Source organism: Planctopirus hydrillae, from assembly GCF_001707835.1.
Classification (GTDB): Bacteria; Planctomycetota; Planctomycetia; order Planctomycetales; family Planctomycetaceae; genus Planctopirus; species Planctopirus hydrillae.
The window spans coordinates 448,392-463,637 of record NZ_LYDR01000039.1; the positions used below are offsets into that span (position 1 = coordinate 448,392).

At 55.5% G+C, this 15,246-nt stretch carries 15 protein-coding genes and 2 tRNA genes; 11 read left to right on the forward strand and 6 right to left on the reverse strand.

What is annotated here, in order from left to right; all coding sequences use genetic code 11:
- Positions 1 to 110 precede the first annotated feature (110 nt).
- The 4 genes from A6X21_RS04975 to A6X21_RS24565 form a co-directional block, all read right to left on the reverse strand.
- Positions 111 to 183, reverse strand: a tRNA-Asn gene (locus A6X21_RS04975).
- Positions 174 to 413, reverse strand: coding sequence for a hypothetical protein (locus A6X21_RS04980; protein ID WP_068846398.1), 240 nt, complete (start codon positions 411 to 413; stop codon positions 174 to 176). The genes A6X21_RS04975 and A6X21_RS04980 overlap by 10 nt, the downstream gene beginning before the upstream one ends.
- Positions 414 to 424: 11 nt before the next feature.
- Positions 425 to 775, reverse strand: a complete 351-nt coding sequence (locus A6X21_RS04985) for a c-type cytochrome domain-containing protein (protein WP_240490174.1) — start codon at positions 773 to 775, stop codon at positions 425 to 427.
- A 239-nt stretch (positions 776 to 1,014) separates the two neighbouring features.
- Entirely contained in the window at positions 1,015 to 1,938 is a 924-nt protein-coding gene (locus A6X21_RS24565; protein ID WP_068846402.1) for a hypothetical protein, read from the reverse strand.
- 603 nt (positions 1,939 to 2,541) lie between these two features.
- Here A6X21_RS24565 and A6X21_RS05000 point away from each other — a divergent pair.
- From A6X21_RS05000 to A6X21_RS05015, 3 genes are all read left to right on the forward strand, one after another.
- The gene (locus A6X21_RS05000) at positions 2,542 to 3,435 is read left to right on the forward strand and encodes a hypothetical protein (protein ID WP_068846406.1); all 894 of its coding nucleotides are present in this window, start codon (positions 2,542 to 2,544) and stop codon (positions 3,433 to 3,435) included.
- Positions 3,436 to 3,750: 315 nt separating this feature from the next.
- A complete protein-coding gene (locus A6X21_RS05005; RefSeq protein ID WP_013108584.1) occupies positions 3,751 to 4,041 on the forward strand; it encodes a hypothetical protein in 291 nt (96 codons plus the stop codon).
- Between the two features lie 364 nt (positions 4,042 to 4,405).
- Positions 4,406 to 4,479: transfer RNA gene (locus tag A6X21_RS05015), tRNA-Arg, on the forward strand.
- Positions 4,480 to 4,559: 80 nt separating this feature from the next.
- On the opposite strand, the gene A6X21_RS05020 is transcribed toward A6X21_RS05015, so the two are convergent.
- Together A6X21_RS05020 and A6X21_RS05025 are read right to left on the reverse strand one after the other, a co-directional pair.
- Positions 4,560 to 4,901 (reverse strand): tyrosine-type recombinase/integrase, encoded by a 342-nt coding sequence (locus tag A6X21_RS05020; protein ID WP_068846410.1) that lies wholly within the window; start codon positions 4,899 to 4,901, stop codon positions 4,560 to 4,562.
- Complete coding sequence (locus tag A6X21_RS05025) at positions 4,902 to 5,111, reverse strand: hypothetical protein (RefSeq protein ID WP_068846412.1); 210 nt, start codon at positions 5,109 to 5,111, stop codon at positions 4,902 to 4,904.
- Positions 5,112 to 5,462: 351 nt separating this feature from the next.
- Here A6X21_RS05025 and A6X21_RS24000 point away from each other — a divergent pair, with 351 nt between their 5' ends.
- From A6X21_RS24000 to A6X21_RS05065, 8 genes are all read left to right on the forward strand, one after another.
- On the forward strand, positions 5,463 to 5,555 hold the full coding sequence (locus A6X21_RS24000; RefSeq protein ID WP_068846414.1) for a potassium-transporting ATPase subunit F: 93 nt from the start codon (positions 5,463 to 5,465) through the stop codon (positions 5,553 to 5,555).
- A complete protein-coding gene (gene kdpA, locus A6X21_RS05035) occupies positions 5,552 to 7,300 on the forward strand; it encodes a potassium-transporting ATPase subunit KdpA (RefSeq protein WP_068846416.1) in 1,749 nt (582 codons plus the stop codon). Before A6X21_RS24000 ends, kdpA begins: the two co-directional genes overlap by 4 nt.
- A gap of 5 nt (positions 7,301 to 7,305) precedes the next feature.
- Entirely contained in the window at positions 7,306 to 9,369 is a 2,064-nt protein-coding gene (gene kdpB / locus A6X21_RS05040; protein WP_068846418.1) for a potassium-transporting ATPase subunit KdpB, read from the forward strand.
- A gap of 135 nt (positions 9,370 to 9,504) precedes the next feature.
- The gene (gene kdpC, locus A6X21_RS05045) at positions 9,505 to 10,080 is read left to right on the forward strand and encodes a potassium-transporting ATPase subunit KdpC (protein ID WP_068846420.1); all 576 of its coding nucleotides are present in this window, start codon (positions 9,505 to 9,507) and stop codon (positions 10,078 to 10,080) included.
- 8 nt (positions 10,081 to 10,088) lie between these two features.
- Positions 10,089 to 12,776, forward strand: coding sequence for a DUF4118 domain-containing protein (locus A6X21_RS05050; protein ID WP_068846422.1), 2,688 nt, complete (start codon positions 10,089 to 10,091; stop codon positions 12,774 to 12,776).
- 4 nt (positions 12,777 to 12,780) lie between these two features.
- On the forward strand, positions 12,781 to 13,473 hold the full coding sequence (locus A6X21_RS05055) for a response regulator (protein ID WP_068846424.1): 693 nt from the start codon (positions 12,781 to 12,783) through the stop codon (positions 13,471 to 13,473).
- A 262-nt stretch (positions 13,474 to 13,735) separates the two neighbouring features.
- Complete coding sequence (locus A6X21_RS05060; protein ID WP_068846426.1) at positions 13,736 to 14,260, forward strand: sigma-70 family RNA polymerase sigma factor; 525 nt, start codon at positions 13,736 to 13,738, stop codon at positions 14,258 to 14,260.
- A complete protein-coding gene (locus A6X21_RS05065; protein ID WP_068846428.1) occupies positions 14,257 to 15,246 on the forward strand; it encodes an anti-sigma factor family protein in 990 nt (329 codons plus the stop codon). The genes A6X21_RS05060 and A6X21_RS05065 overlap by 4 nt, the downstream gene beginning before the upstream one ends.

Consider the following 15,246-nt stretch of genomic DNA (forward strand, 5'->3'; position numbering starts at 1 on the left):
GAGCCGGGCGACGAAAGCCGTATCATCTTCGTGAGCCCCAGAAGGCAGTTTGGCATGACAACAAACGAAAGAGCCGCAAGTCATTCTCGCGAGATGACTTGCGGCTCAAGCTCCCCGACTTGGATTCGAACCAAGAACCTACGGATTAACAGTCCGGCGCTCTACCGGTTGAGCTATCGGGGAATCTGCAAGTATCTTAGTGGATGGTGGAAATGATGCAAGTCAAACTGGTTCCCGAGAGTCAGGTGACTTGCCGGATGCCCGAAGTTGAAGTGCTGCCAGAAGTTGAGGGGCTGCAGCCCCTTGGTCACCACGGCTCGGATTTCCATCAGGTGGCGAACTCCCTGCCAGGCTCGCAAAGGCTCGCTGACGGTTTGCGACGGATTTCGTGCGGCTGCAGATTCCAAAGCCATCACGGCAGAACTTACTTGGGCAGTCCGGGGAGTTGGGATAATTTCTCTGGCCAGTCGGCCCCCAACTTGATCCACTGCTTCAAATCTGCCTTCTGCTGATCGGAGAGGCGGTTGCCATCGGGTGGCATGACGACATCGGCATCGGTTCCATTCACCAGATGCATCAGCCGACTTTCCTCCGGATGCTGGGAAACGACTGCAGGACCGTTGTCGCCACCATTGAGAAAGTCATCTCGCCGGTCTAAACGAAATCCTGATTCCTGCTTTTCCGGCCCGTGGCATTTCACACAATGCTTCACAAAGATCGGTGCAATTTTCTGTTCGAAAACCGTCTTTGCCGTCGGCTCGGCACTGGATGTCACTGGCAAGTTCAAAATGAACCAGAGGCTGAAGCTCAGTGGCCATGCGAAAAAGCTCCACCGTCGCTGAGATGGCCGATCGCGGTTGAACAACACCTGTCTCATGTTAAGTGCAACACTCAGGAGTGGCAGCGAACTGGACGTTTATCGAGAGGGATGAAGCTCTGGAACGAAAATGCCCATACTCGAACTGATTTCGTAGTATGGGCATCACATAGACGCAAAGGGCAATGATCGTTCCGCTATTGTGCTTCTGTGGCTGAACGAACTGCTCCCAGGCCCTTGGTTGGGGGTGATGGGTTCTTTTCAGCCTTTTCCTTGGCGGCAGCTAACAGGCTTTGTGCCTGAAGAAGATCTTGAGTCGTGAAGAGTGGCTGCTGTTGAGGGCTAATCAGTGAGCGATTGTGCTCGGCAGCCAATTCAGCAAACGTCATTTTATTGGTCAGATGCCAGGCAGCAGCTTGAGCAGCCTGTGGATTGACCCGCGGATCATTGACGTATGTCAGAAGTTCACGAAGCAGAGGATCTGTCGAAAATCTTTCTACGGGAACGAGGGTGTATTTGCTTTTGGGTGACGGTTCGGGCTTGCCGTGCTCCAGGCAGACGCTTTTCATAGGGATTGAAGCAATTTTCTCAGCAGGGATCGAGAAGATGCCGGGCTGCTGGCCACCGCCAAAACCCTGTCCTCCACCAATGCCACCCTGCTGGCCGCCAAGACCACCACCACCAGCCTGCTGGCCGCCACCCTGCTGGCCGCCTAATCCACCTTGTCCACCGCCAATGCCACCACCTCCGAAACCGCCACCGCCACCAAACTGGGCATGAATGCTGACCATGACGACGGCATTCGGAACTTTAACATTCAATGGCTCAGTTGTTTTATTCTCAATGAGGACGTTCGCGCCCATGGCATTCATGGGGATGACACGTACTCCCACTTCCCCGCGTTCCATGGCCTCAAAGAGTTCCACTTCTTTGGCGGATGGATCGTAGGTCAATTTCGTCAATGGACGCTGATTGACCTTCTTGACGGGCTTGGCCGGAGCTTTGATTTCCGATTCGTCAGCAGCAGGAACGGCACCTGCCATCACAGTAAAGGCCAGACAAGTGGAGAAAAAAGCTTTTGAACCCTGTGCCCGCATGAGTTTGGAGAGGGATCTGAGCATGGTTGAATTCCAGCTGAATGAATTGATCATTGATGAAAACCTGTGTGTTCGCAGGTTTCATCGATTGGGAGTTTGCTACCTTCAGGCTAATTATATGACGCGGCAGTTCGCAACAAAAACTTGCGAATCCGCCTGAAAATTCTGTCCAGCCCAGGTTGCGGCACGCGAGATCGCCACAATTGATTCGATGGACAGTTTCAATCGCCCGTTTACTGAATCGTCATCGGCGGCTCCCCGTGTGTCGGGCGAGCTTCATCATTTACGGAAACTGGTTTTCGAGCGACTTTTGCAAGCAGGCCACGGCAACTGATGAATTCGTTAAGGCTTGAAACGCCACATCGTCTGCAGAGTGCAGGTAAAGCTCGCGGGATTCCTCCAACCGATATCTCCGGACTGATCGATCGGAAAGAGTTGCAGATTTTGGCCGCTTCCAGCCAGTTCGACTCCGACAATCGATACATTCGGAAAAGTCTTCCGGACAGTTGGCTTCGGAATGCTGATCTCCCGGCGTATTGAAACAACCGTAAGCCGATTCTCTGAGATGCAGAGTCAGTGGTGTTCTGAAATCAGATGGATCCCAGATGAGGGAAGGGGGAGATCATCATGTCATTTGCTTCCCGGCAGCATTCCCCATTACTGGCAGTTGTCGCCGGTCTGATGATGGCCTGGTCGAGCAATCTCTGTGGCTGCGCGGTGCTTCGATCATCGTCACCTGTGCCACAAGAAAAGGTCACTCGTACGACAGCGTCGGAAGACAGTTCAGTCACACAATCGACTTTGAAACTTGAGTCAGACGACAAAACCACCAAGTCCTCGGCGTTCTCGTCTTCGAAGAGAGTGGCACTGACTTATGTGGCCCACATGCCCGAAGGGGGCGTCTTTATCAGTAATTCTGCCATTCAACAGGCGGGCGGCAACGACGAAAACACGGCAGATCTTGTCGGTCAGCAATGGGCCATGGCGGAACTTCGGATTGACTTGCCACATCCGGATGGGCGGACAGATGTTGGCAGGGCGACGGTTGAGCTCAAGCCTCTTTCGTGCGGAGAACGCTGCGATTCAAAATCACTTTCAGAAGTTCGAAGCGATCGGCAAAGTGAGCGGCAATCCAGATACTCGATGTGGGTGAATCGTTGGTTATGGCGGGCGAAACCACAAGGTGTGGAACTTCCGCCCAATGCAGTGGCCACGCTCGACCTTCCTCGAAGCGAGATTGAACAAATCCTGATTCATCTGGAAAAACAGGGACATTTCCGCAGGAATGCTGAAAATCAGGGCCCCGCTCGTCTGGATGTCTTGTGCAATCAGCGGAAGATCACTCATGCCTGCGGGTATGACGAGGTTCTGGACAAACTTGTGTGCGAAGTCTGGGCCCGAGGGCATCAGGAACTGGCAACAAGACGGCGTGAGCAGCAGGAATTGCAACTGACGGGCTACGAAGTGGAGAAACCCGCAAGAACTGCGGCCAGATCGACAGAACCTCGGCTCCAAAGATAACAGCTGTTACGAAGTTTCCTGTTGTAGCGACTGATGGCCCGCCGATATCTCGTGTGCTAACGGTTCGTTGGCTGTTCACTGCCGGAATGTCTAACGACGTGGTCTGTGAACAGAAAGTTTCGAGCTGGAATTCAGAAACCAACCATGTTGAGGGGACAGGTGGGCTATCGAAGGCTGTGGGGACATGCCGCCGATTGCGCTGAATTCGATCATCAGACTCTCGAACCAGATTATTTCACATTTCGATGGATACGGCCGACGAGGTTGCGACAGCAACGAGATGCTTCGTTTCGGCAGCCAACCTGGAGTACGATCATGCTGCGTTCGTGGATGATGTCCGGCTTGTTTGTTGCATGCCTCGCCGCATGCCTGACAACCGAAGCCAAGGCCGCTGGGGAAGGTCAACCCACCGACTGGAACCGTTTCTACTATTACCCGTACGTGTACTATCCCCATAACTTCCAGGCACCGGTGGAATACAATCACATGTATTACCGGTACCCACAGGAACGGCAGATTCCCGTTTACCGGAAGGATTGGCACAACTTTTATCCATCACCACGTCCTTACCACATGGGTCACCACTTTGTGCTGGATGTGTTCTAAGCCGATGTTGCTGGAGAGTTAGCGGCTGATTGTTTGGGAAAATTCAGTTTGCGGAAACGGATTCACGCAGAGAACTGCGCTGGATCCGTTTTCTGTTTTGAGCAGGTGTTTGGAGATTGCCTGGCATCCAGGTCAAAACTGGCCGATTGTTCGTTCTCGGTGCACAGAAAGCGATGACTGGCAACAGGATGACAATGGACATTGGACGAATCGCCTGACGATCATGCTTTCCAAAGATTTAACTCACCGTCGTGATTTCGAAGAACCAAGTGCCGAAAGGATCTATGGTAAACCAGCCGGAACGGTTGACCCTTCGATCAGGCAAGATTAAAGTCCTGTTGGTGGCAGAGATTTCTTCCATCATGCACCCCTAGCTCAACTGGATAGAGCATCGGTCTACGGAACCGAAGGTTGGTGGTTCGAACCCACCGGGGTGCAATGGCTTACGACGAATGCTCTCAAAAGTGTACCCATGAAAAAGTGGGTACACTCGTGAGAGCATTTTCGTTTCATCCTTTTTATGGCTTGGCAGCGAGCATCGCCCGCAGAACTTCCGCATCCTTCTGGATATCCCCCGGTGCGTAATGCTTCCGGGTAGTTTCCCAAGATGAGTGTCGCATCACTCGGCAGATGACCAGAGGCGGCACGCCAGCTTCTCGAAGCCGTTCGCCGCAGGATCGCCTGAGATCGTGGGCGGTGGCGTACTTGATGGGTCGTCCGGTTCGTTCATCAGCAGTCTCGACGATGATTCCGCCGTCCTTCCCAATTCTTCCAATCACCTTCCCGACCCACTCCGCATCCGGACGTTGATGCCGGATTTTGCGACCAATTTTCGACTGGAGTGATTGGGGCTGGAACACCTAGCCGCGTCGCGACTCAGAGGGTGTTTCCAGCAGGACCGTCTCAAACCAGGGCAGCAGCGGGATGTTTTCCTCGGAATTGCTCTTCTGCATCACGGAAGTTTCTCTGTCTCCTGACAGGCGAAGCAGTCGGGGTCGCCCGGGACTACGCTTCCTGATGTCGTAACTGATCTGTGAAACCATCAGCAGCCACGCACTTCGCCGTTTCATCACGGACGTCCTTCGGATCAGGGGGAATAAGGTTGGGCGTGATCTGTGATCACAAGCCCATCAATGTTGCTCCACCTGATATCCGAGGAACCGGACAGACACGGTTCAGATGCCTGAATCTGAGTTGCGTACGAGACTAGATGTGTCTGAGACAATCTTGACACAAATTTGATAACTCCCGGTCTTCTCTTGACCCCTATTTGACGTGACATCTGATTCAATTCATTCGATGAAACCCATCGAGGAGGAATCAGACATGGACATCGTATGGCTTTGGGCCGGAGTCGCCTTCTTCATCGGCTCGTGCGGCCTTGTGCATTTCTTCGGCAGCCTAAAGGCGGAGGACTAGCTGTGGACTGGACAACAATTCTCGCTTTTGTCGTGGCGGTCGTGCTGGTGATTTACCTCTCGGCGGCTCTGCTCGCACCGGAGAAGTTCTCATGACATCCAACGGATTTGTGCAACTGGCGGTCTATCTCGGAGTTCTTCTGGCCTGCGTGAAGCCCCTGGGCTTTTACATGGCCAGGGTCTATTCCGGATCGGGAACGTTTCTTGACCGCTTCATCGGACCACTGGAACGACTGCTGTATCGACTCTGCGGAATCGAAAAATCCGCCGAGATGACATGGCGGCAATACTCAGTCGCCATATTGACCTTCAGCCTCTTGAGCTTCCTGGCTGTCTACGTATTGCAGCGGACACAAGTCTGGCTGCCGCTCAACCCTGAATCGCTGCCTGCCGTCTCGCCTGATTCATCGTTCAACACGGCGGTGAGTTTTACGACGAACACCAACTGGCAGGGTTACGGCGGCGAGACCACGATGAGCTACCTCACGCAGATGCTGGCCCTCACTGTGCAGAACTTCGTTTCGGCGGCAGCGGGCATGGCCGTGCTGGTTACTCTGATTCGAGGCTTTACCCGGCATTCGACCGAGACCATCGGCAACTTCTGGGTCGATCTCGTGCGAGGAACACTCTACATCCTGCTACCGATATCCCTGTTGTTTGCTGTCGCACTCGTTTCGCAGGGAGTCGTACAGACCTTCAACTCGTATCACGAAGTCGCGTTTCTTGAACCAACCGTTGATGCCGAAGGTCAGGCTGTTACCAGGCAGAGCATCGCTGTCGGTCCAGCAGCTTCGCAAATTGCGATCAAACAGCTTGGTACCAATGGCGGCGGGTTCTTCAACGTGAATTCGGCTCACCCCTTGGAGAACCCTACGCCGCTCTCAAACTTCCTTCAATTGTTAGCGATTCTGCTGATTCCTGCTGCTTTGTGCTACACGTTCGGCGAGATGGTCAGCGACCGCCGCCAGGGTTGGGCAGTTTTGGCAGCGATGCTGGTGATCTTCGTTCCGCTGCTGGTAGCTACGACGATCACTGAACAGTCGGGAAACCCGATTCTCACTCGCCTCGGGGTCGACCAATCGGCTTCCGATTCACAGCCGGGCGGAAACATGGAAGGAAAAGAATCCCGCTTTGGAATTGTGAACTCTTCGCTGTGGGCGGTGGCTACGACGGCTGCTTCGAATGGTTCAGTGAACTCGATGCACGACTCCTTCACACCCTTGAGCGGACTCGTGCCAATGTGGCTGATGCAGTTGGGCGAAGTCATCTTCGGTGGCGTCGGCTCTGGCCTTTACGGCTTGTTAATGTTCGCCATCGTCGCTGTTTTCCTCTCCGGCCTGATGGTCGGACGCACGCCGGAATATCTCGGCAAGAAGATTGGTGCCTTCGAAATGAAAATGGCTGCTCTGGCAATCCTGTTTCCCTGTGCGATGGTGCTTGTGGGAACGGCAGTGGCCGTTGTTTCGGCGTCTGGTCGAGCGACGATTTTCAACCCAGGTCCCCATGGTTTCAGCGAGGTGCTGTACGCCTTCTCGTCAGCAGGGAACAACAACGGCAGTGCCTTTGCGGGACTGGGAGCAAACACGCCGTTCTACAACGGCCTTCTGGGCCTGGCGATGCTCGTCGGGCGGTTCTGGGTGATGCTTCCGGTTCTGGCAATTGCCGGTTCGTTGGCGGCGAAGAAGACCGTGCCTGCTGGGCCGGGAACTTTACCAACACACACGCCCCTGTTTGTTGTCCTGTTGGTAGCCGTGGTGATCGTGGTAGGAGCCTTGAGCTTCTTCCCGGCCCTGGCCCTCGGGCCAATTGTCGAGCACCTGCTACTGGCGAACCAGGAGTAATCATCATGACTAAAACATCAACAAGACTGTTTGATCGCAAAATTCTCGGTGATGCCATCAGGGCGTCGTTCTGGAAGCTCGATCCTCGAGTGCAGCTTCGCAATCCGGTGATGTTCGCCGTCTACCTGGGCAGCATCCTGACAACGATCCTGTGGCTGAACTCGCTGAGTGGATCGACCGGGGAATCATCAACCTTCGTGCTGGGCGTGGCCATGTGGCTGTGGTTCACAGTGCTGTTCGCCAACTTCGCTGAGGCCATTGCTGAAGGCCATGGCAAGGCTCAGGCGGCTTCTCTCAAGAAGAGTCGCACAACGGTCATTGCCCGTAAAATCGCTAATAAGGCTGATCGGATCACTGAAGAAGTTTCCGCAACCGACCTCAAAATCGGTGACATTGTTATTGTCAAAGCGGGCGAAACGATTCCGGCGGATGGCGAAGTCATTGAGGGAGTCGCCTCGGTCGATGAGAGTGCCATCACTGGCGAAAGTGCTCCAGTCGTGCGAGAGAGCGGCGGCGACCGCAGTTCGGTGACCGGAGGGACGCGAGTGATTTCTGACTGGTTGATCATTCAGGTGAGGACGCTCCCCGGCCAAAGTTTTCTCGACCGCATGATTGCGATGGTCGAGGGTGCCAAGCGGCAGAAAACTCCCAACGAGATCGCCCTGGCGATCTTGTTGGCCGCCCTGACGCTGATCTTCCTGCTCGTGGTAGCCACACTGCTCCCCTTTTCGATCTTCAGTGTTGAAGTTTCCGGCCAGGGAAGGGCAATCAGTCTCACGGTGCTGGTGGCACTCTTCGTCTGTCTCGCACCGACGACCATCGGAGCGTTGCTGTCCGCTATTGGCATTGCAGGAATGAATCGACTCAGTCAGGCAAACGTGATTGCCATGTCCGGCAGGGCTGTCGAAGCCGCGGGTGATGTGGATGTGCTGCTGCTCGACAAGACAGGCACGATCACGCTCGGAAATCGACAGGCGACTCGCTTTATTCCGGCCTCGGGAACTACCGAGAAGGAGCTTGCGGAAGCAGCTCATTTGGCATCGTTGGCGGACGAAACTGCCGAAGGACGCAGCATCGCTGTTCTGGCCAAGAAGCAGTTCGGTCTGCGAGGCCGGGAGTTGGAACATATCCAGCCGCATTTCGTTCCGTTCTCCGCTCGGACTCGGATGAGCGGCGTGACGCTGGATGGCCATTCGATTCGTAAAGGGGCCGCTGAAGCAGTAGAGACGCACGTGCGAAGCCTTGGCGGATTCCTTCCGGAGGATGTCCGGGTTGCCGTTCAGGAGATTGCCAAGTCTGGCGGGACGCCGCTGGTCGTCAGCCGGGACGACAAAGTGCTCGGTGTGATCGAACTTAAGGATATTGTGAAAGGGGGCATCAAGGAGCGGTTCGCAGAACTGCGGCAGATGGGGATTAAAACTGTGATGATCACGGGCGACAATCCCTTGACTGCCGCCGCCATTGCCGCCGAGGCGGGTGTCGATGACTTCCTGGCCGAGGCAACTCCCGAAGCGAAGCTGTCACTCATCCGGGATTACCAGAAGGGCGGACGCCTTGTGGCGATGACAGGCGACGGCACGAACGACGCACCGGCTCTGGCTCAGGCTGACGTGGCCGTCGCCATGAACAGTGGCACGCAGGCTGCCAAGGAAGCCGGTAACATGGTCGATCTTGACTCGAATCCCACAAAACTGATCGAGATCGTGAATATCGGCAAGCAGTTACTGATGACCCGTGGCTCGCTGACGACCTTCAGCATCGCTAACGATGTTGCCAAGTATTTTGCCATCCTTCCGGCGGCATTCGCAGCGACTTATCCGGCCCTCAAGGCGTTGGACCTGATGCGACTGTCGTCCCCTTCCAGCGCCATCCTTTCGGCGGTCATTTTCAACGCTTTGATCATCATCGCCCTGGTGCCGTTAGCGTTAAAGGGTGTGGCCTACCGACCGGTGGGAGCGGCTCAACTGCTTCGCAATAATCTGCTCATTTACGGCGTCGGTGGACTGATTGTGCCGTTCATGGGCATCAAGGCGATCGATGTCATGTTGACATTGATGCGGATTGCATAACGCCACCAGGCGAGCAGTGGGCGTCAGCCCGCTATTTCCGATTACGAATCGGTAATACTTTGTGATGTCGTGAATTCAAACTCAGAAACAAAACCAGAAACACCGGGCTGATGCCCGTTGCTCGCCGGAGTCAACATGTTCACGCAACTTCGCACAGCGGCACTCGTATTGATGGCTTTGACCGTTCTCACGGGAGGCGTCTATCCACTGGTGGTGACGGCCATCGCTCAGTTAGCGTTTCCGAGGCAGGCCAACGGCAGCCTCATTCAACAAGGAGATCAGATCACTGGTTCGGAACTGATCGGGCAGCCGTTTTCTCGCCCCGAGTATTTTTGGGGAAGGCTCTCGGCGACTGGTCCTCACCCTTACAACGCTGCGGCATCCAGCGGTTCCAATTTTGGCCCGTTACATCCTGGTTTCAAAGAAGCTGCCGAAGCTCGCATTCTGGCACTGCATAGTGCGGGTTCTTCGGGCAAAGTGGTGCCCGTCGATCTCGTGACCGCCTCCGGGAGTGGACTCGATCCTCACATCTCTCCGGCGGCAGCCGAGTTTCAGGTGCCAAGAATTGCCGTGGCGAGGAAAATGTCGGAAGGAGCCGTGCGTGAGCTCGTCTCACAACATACGGAAGGCCGACAACTGGGAATCCTTGGGGAGCCTCGTGTGAATGTACTGCGACTGAATCTTGCTTTGGATCAACCTCAGGGAAATTGAGACCGTCCATGCCTGATGCTCGTCCTAATCCTGATGATCTCCTGGCCAGGGTACAGGCCGAAGATACCGAGTCCACACGAGGCTCGCTCAAAGTATTCTTCGGCTACGCTGCCGGTGTCGGGAAAACCTATACGATGCTGGAAAATGCTCAGCGAGCGAAAACGGCTGGGCGTGAGGTCGTCGTCGGTTATGTCGAACCGCACGGTCGCCCGGAAACGGAGGCATTGCTCGCTGGTCTTGAAGTTCTTCCGCTGCGGGAGCATGAATATCGAGGCGTGAAGCTGCGCGACTTCGATGTCGATGCCGCTCTGGCTCGAAATCCCAACCTGCTGCTGGTCGACGAACTTGCCCATACGAACGCGGTCGGCTGTCGCCATGAGAAACGCTGGCAAGATGTCGAAGAGCTTCTCGATGCCGGGATCAATGTCTGGACAACGCTGAATGTTCAGCACATTGAGAGCCTGAATGACGTGATCGGGCAGATCACTGGCGTCACCGTGCGAGAGACTGTTCCCGACCGGGTCTTCGACCTGGCGGACGATCTGGAACTTGTCGATATCACACCGGAAGAATTACTAATCCGACTCAAGGGAGGCAAGGTCTACGTCTCCGAACAGGCTCAACGAGCAATTCAAAGCTTCTTCCAGAAGTCGAACCTCACCGCACTTAGGGAACTTTCGCTGCGACAGGCGGCTCGACGCGTTCACACTGATGTTGAGTCGGCTCGGCGGGAGAAAGCAGCAATCCAGCCGTGGGCCACTGCCGAGCGACTGCTGGTCTGCGTGGGGCCCAGTCCCACGACCGCCCGTGTCATTCGCACTGCCAGGAGGATGGCGGCGGCTCTTGATGCACCTTGGCTGGCGGTCTCTGTTGATCTCACCGGCGAACCAGCCAGCAGCCCTCGAAAGCAGCAGGTCAGCCAGCATTTCCGCCTCGCCGAACGGCTGGGCGCGGAAACGGTCACACTGGCCGGGCAAGACTTCACAGAAACGATTCTCGACTATGCCCGTTCCCGCAACGTCACCAAAATTCTAATTGGCAAGACGAATCAGCCTCGCTGGCGGCGACTGCTCATTGGCACCGTCGTGGATGATGTCCTTGAGAAGAGCGGCGACATCGACGTGTATGTCATTCGCGGCGTGGAAGAGAAAACCGCACACGTTCCCACACGAACAACTGCGACTATCAAAAAGCTCCCCTACTTCTGTGCGATTGGACTCGTCAGTCTGACCGGGTTACTCGCCTACGGACTTCGTTTTCTGCATCTCGCCGACGCCGAGGCGAACACAGTGATGTTATTCCTGGCGGCAGTCGCCTGGACTGCCTTCCGTTATGGCCGGGGGCCGGCCGTGTTTGCGAGTGTGCTGGCCGTGCTGGTTTTCGATTTCTTCTTCGTCCCACCGTTCCACACGTTTGCCGTTGCCGATACGCAGTATGTTGTTACGTTTGTGGTCATGCTGGTGATCGGACTCGTGATCAGCACGCTGACATCTCGACTACGGTCACAGATCGAGAACACCCGCCTGCGAGAACGACGGACTTCCTCGCTCTACGAACTGGGTAAGCAACTGAGTTCTTTGTACGGGAAAGTGTTTCTCGTCGGAGCGGCGGGTGGCAAAGTGGCCGAGATGCTGGGCGGTGAAGTGGCGATCTACTTGCGTCAGCCATCCGGCCCGCCGGAACTTGCTTTCGGGAATGACACCATAATCGCCAGACACGTCGTGAGCCTGCCGGTGGCACAGTGGGTCATTGAACATGATCAGTTGGCAGGGGCAGGTACGAACACACTTCCCAATGCCGCGGCTCTGTTCTTCCCATTGACCGGCTCACAAGGCACCCACGGTGCGATTGCCATTCGAGTGCCAGACACCGAGCGATTGCTCGACCCCGAATTCCGACGTCTTCTGGATGCGTGTGCGAATCAATTGGCATTGGCACTGGAACGAGACCAACTCGCGATCGAGGCCGCAAACGCTCGCATTCAGGCGGAAGCCGAACAAGTCCGGAGCAGCCTGCTCAGTAGCGTGTCTCACGACCTCAAAACTCCCCTGGCAGCCATTGCCGGGGCCAGCAGCAGCTTGTTGGAAGCCACATCGCTGGACGAAGAGACACGCCGTCAGTTGCTTGAAACTGTGGCGGATGAAGCGGCCCGTCTTAATCGTTTGCTCGAAAACATCCTTCAGATGTCGAAGCTGGATGCAGGGGCAGCAACTCCTCTTTGCCAATGGCACGTCTTGGAAGAACTGGTTGGCTCGGCACTTCATCGCACTCGTCGAGAACTGGCCCAGCATGAAGTTGCTGTCCAACTCTCAAGCGAATTGCCGCTCCTGTACGTCGATGGATTGCTGATGGAACAGGTGTTTGTCAATCTTTTCGAGAATGCGGCGCGTTATACACCGGAAGGAACGAAAGTGACAATCCGGGCGGCACTCGATGGTGAGCACATGCGGATCGCCATTTCGGATCTTGGGCCGGGACTGCCCGCCGGTGCCGAGGAGCGAATCTTCGACAAGTTCTATCGAGCGTCACCAACAGCAGATGGAGGTCGGGGCAGCGGTCTTGGACTCGCCATCTGCCGGGCGATCATCAAGGCCCACGGCGGCACTCTCGTCGCCGCCAACCGACCCGGTGGCGGTGCCGAATTCGTGATCCGTTTACCGGTTTCGAAAGATGCACCGCAAGTCGTGGTAGAATAGAGCAATGCAAGCCAACGGCCATCACATACTGATCATCGAAGATGAGCAACCGATTCGCCGGTTCCTCAAAGCATCGTTATCAAACGAGGGCTATCGGGTCAGTGAAGCGGTGACCGGTGAAGAAGGTTTGCGGATGGCGTCGACCCAACCGCCCGATCTGGTGATTCTTGATCTGGGTCTTCCCGACCTCGATGGACAAGACGTGCTCAAGCGGCTTCGGGAATGGTACACGCCACCTGTGATCATCCTCTCCGCACGGGACCAGGAAACACAGAAGATCAAGGCACTCGACAGCGGTGCCGATGACTACGTGACCAAGCCGTTTGGCATCGGAGAGCTTCTCGCCCGCATGCGAACGGCGATGCGTCATGCTCACCGAGTCGGGCCTGAGGCAACGACTGCCACAATTGGTGCTCTTCGTGTCGATCTGGCAGCCCGGCTCGTTTACCGCAGCGACAAAGAGGTTCATCTGACGCCGCTCGAATACAAGCTTCTGGTGACGATGATCAAGCACGCCGGGAAAGTGCTGACGCATCGGTTTCTGCTGCGTGAAGTGTGGGGACCGCAGGACTCGCAGGAGAACCATTACCTGCGGGTCTTCATCGCCAGCATGCGACGGAAGCTCGAAGACGATCCGGCCCGACCCCGATACATCCTGACAGAACAAGGAGTTGGTTACCGACTCGCTGTGGAATGATTCGGCCAGACAAGCTCGCCTGTTCATTCCGGATCAAGGTGAAAGTCGTCGATTGCGACTACAGTTGACCCGTCCCACCCGGCAGCGATTGCACCAACTGTCATGTGGCCCGATCGTTCATCCATGCTGTTCTCACGGAACATGGCGACTGGATTTGCTGCAAATCATTTGCAAGCAATTTTATTTTTGCAGAACTTTACGAATTCTGGTCACGATTTCTCCTGTTCGGTTAAGAAACCATAGTGAGAGAATTGGAGGCCACTTGGACGATCGCACACGACAAGCCACGCGACTTTGGACTCTGGCACAACCGGTCGTGTCGGCGTTTGTCGTTTCGGCAGTGCGAGACTTTACAGCGCGGGACGACGTTCTGCAGGAAACAGCCGTCGCGGTAATGGAATCTTTTGATCGCTATGATCCTCAGCGGCCATTCGTCGCCTGGGCGATGGGGATCGCCCAGAATCAAGTCCGCTTGTACTTCAGACGTGTTCAACGCGATCGACTGGTGTTTGACGAAGATGTACTGGTTCAGTTAGCGGCGGCTTTTGAGGAGACGTTTCCGGAACAGTCGCCATCCCTCGGATTTCTGCGGGGCTGTCTCGATCAACTCGAGGGTCGAGCCCGCGAACTCTGCGAACTTCGGTATGGTCGCGATCTGAAGCCAGCGGCGATTGCCGAATCACTGGGTATGTCCGGCAATTCAGTCGCCAAGGCACTTCAGCGAATACGTGATCAACTAAGAGCATGTATTGAGCGTAAAGTCACCTTCGAAAAGGGAATGCCATGACGTGCGATCCCGATGAACTTATCTCTCGATACCTCGATGATCTGCTGACCGAGAACGAACATCGCGATTTACAGGACTGGTTACGCTCATCGCCAGATCATGCCAGGGAATTCGCTCGAATCGTGTTGCTCCACGACCGCCTGCGCGGTGAGCAGATGGCGATCTCGATCACACGACCCTTACCGCGACCTCAATCCTGCCCGGTTCCCCCAGAAACTCGGTGGATCCGGCGATCCTTGATTATCGCCTGTGGCGTCATGGCAGCATTCGTCGCGTTGTTTCTCATGTCATTGGAAGTCGGTAAGACTTCGGCAGTGGCGTCTACAGAACTCAAACGGTTGATCTCGGCTCAAGAGACCGAACACGACAGGACGTATCGCATCTCGGTCGAAGAAGCACCCACTCCACGTCGAAAACGGCAACCCGTGATCGACGGCAATCGCCCTCCGAAGCCTCCCCTGGATGGTGCCGTTCTGCACGTCAGAAAGGGCAACCAGTTCGTGCTGATTCGTCAAATGGCAGGCGGACAGCAGTTTGTAACCGGGAGCAATGGTCAGACGAGTTGGGCGGTGCGGCCAGATGGCCCCGTTCGGATCAGTAATGACCTGACTCGATTCAACCGGGATCTGCCGGGCCATGAACATGATTTTCCGCTGATTCAGATCGAACGGGGATTGGCCCAGTTACAGAACGCCTACGATATCCAACTGTTGCCAATTGAGAATGACGACGATTCGGCGGGAAAAGACCTGCCGACCCGGCTACTTGTCGCAGTGAAGAAGCGTGGCCACCGTGGGCCGCAGCGGGTTGAGATTACTTACTCTGTTCCTACTGGGCAGATTCACCAACTTCGTTTTATTGAAATGCCTTACGGTCCTGAGCATCTCACAGTGCGGCTTACTCAAGAAGAAGAACGCCCTCTGGGACCCACTTTCTTTGATCACCAATCACACCATGCGTCAGATCGCGTTGTGGAGGTGGAGTAA

What these genes read in the sequence shown, in the direction of transcription:
- A6X21_RS04980 (WP_068846398.1), bottom strand. Translation starts at nt 413, where the DNA reads ATGGCTTTGGAATCTGCAGCCGCACGAAATCCGTCGCAAACCGTCAGC.
- A6X21_RS24565 (WP_068846402.1), bottom strand. Translation starts at nt 1,938, where the DNA reads ATGCTCAGATCCCTCTCCAAACTCATGCGGGCACAGGGTTCAAAAGCT.
- A6X21_RS05000 (WP_068846406.1), top strand. Translation starts at nt 2,542, where the DNA reads ATGTCATTTGCTTCCCGGCAGCATTCCCCATTACTGGCAGTTGTCGCC.
- A6X21_RS05005 (WP_013108584.1), top strand. Translation starts at nt 3,751, where the DNA reads ATGCTGCGTTCGTGGATGATGTCCGGCTTGTTTGTTGCATGCCTCGCC.
- A6X21_RS05025 (WP_068846412.1), bottom strand. Translation starts at nt 5,111, where the DNA reads ATGAAACGGCGAAGTGCGTGGCTGCTGATGGTTTCACAGATCAGTTAC.
- kdpA (WP_068846416.1), top strand. Translation starts at nt 5,552, where the DNA reads ATGACATCCAACGGATTTGTGCAACTGGCGGTCTATCTCGGAGTTCTT.
- kdpB (WP_068846418.1), top strand. Translation starts at nt 7,306, where the DNA reads ATGACTAAAACATCAACAAGACTGTTTGATCGCAAAATTCTCGGTGAT.
- kdpC (WP_068846420.1), top strand. Translation starts at nt 9,505, where the DNA reads ATGTTCACGCAACTTCGCACAGCGGCACTCGTATTGATGGCTTTGACC.
- A6X21_RS05050 (WP_068846422.1), top strand. Translation starts at nt 10,089, where the DNA reads ATGCCTGATGCTCGTCCTAATCCTGATGATCTCCTGGCCAGGGTACAG.
- A6X21_RS05055 (WP_068846424.1), top strand. Translation starts at nt 12,781, where the DNA reads ATGCAAGCCAACGGCCATCACATACTGATCATCGAAGATGAGCAACCG.
- A6X21_RS05065 (WP_068846428.1), top strand. Translation starts at nt 14,257, where the DNA reads ATGACGTGCGATCCCGATGAACTTATCTCTCGATACCTCGATGATCTG.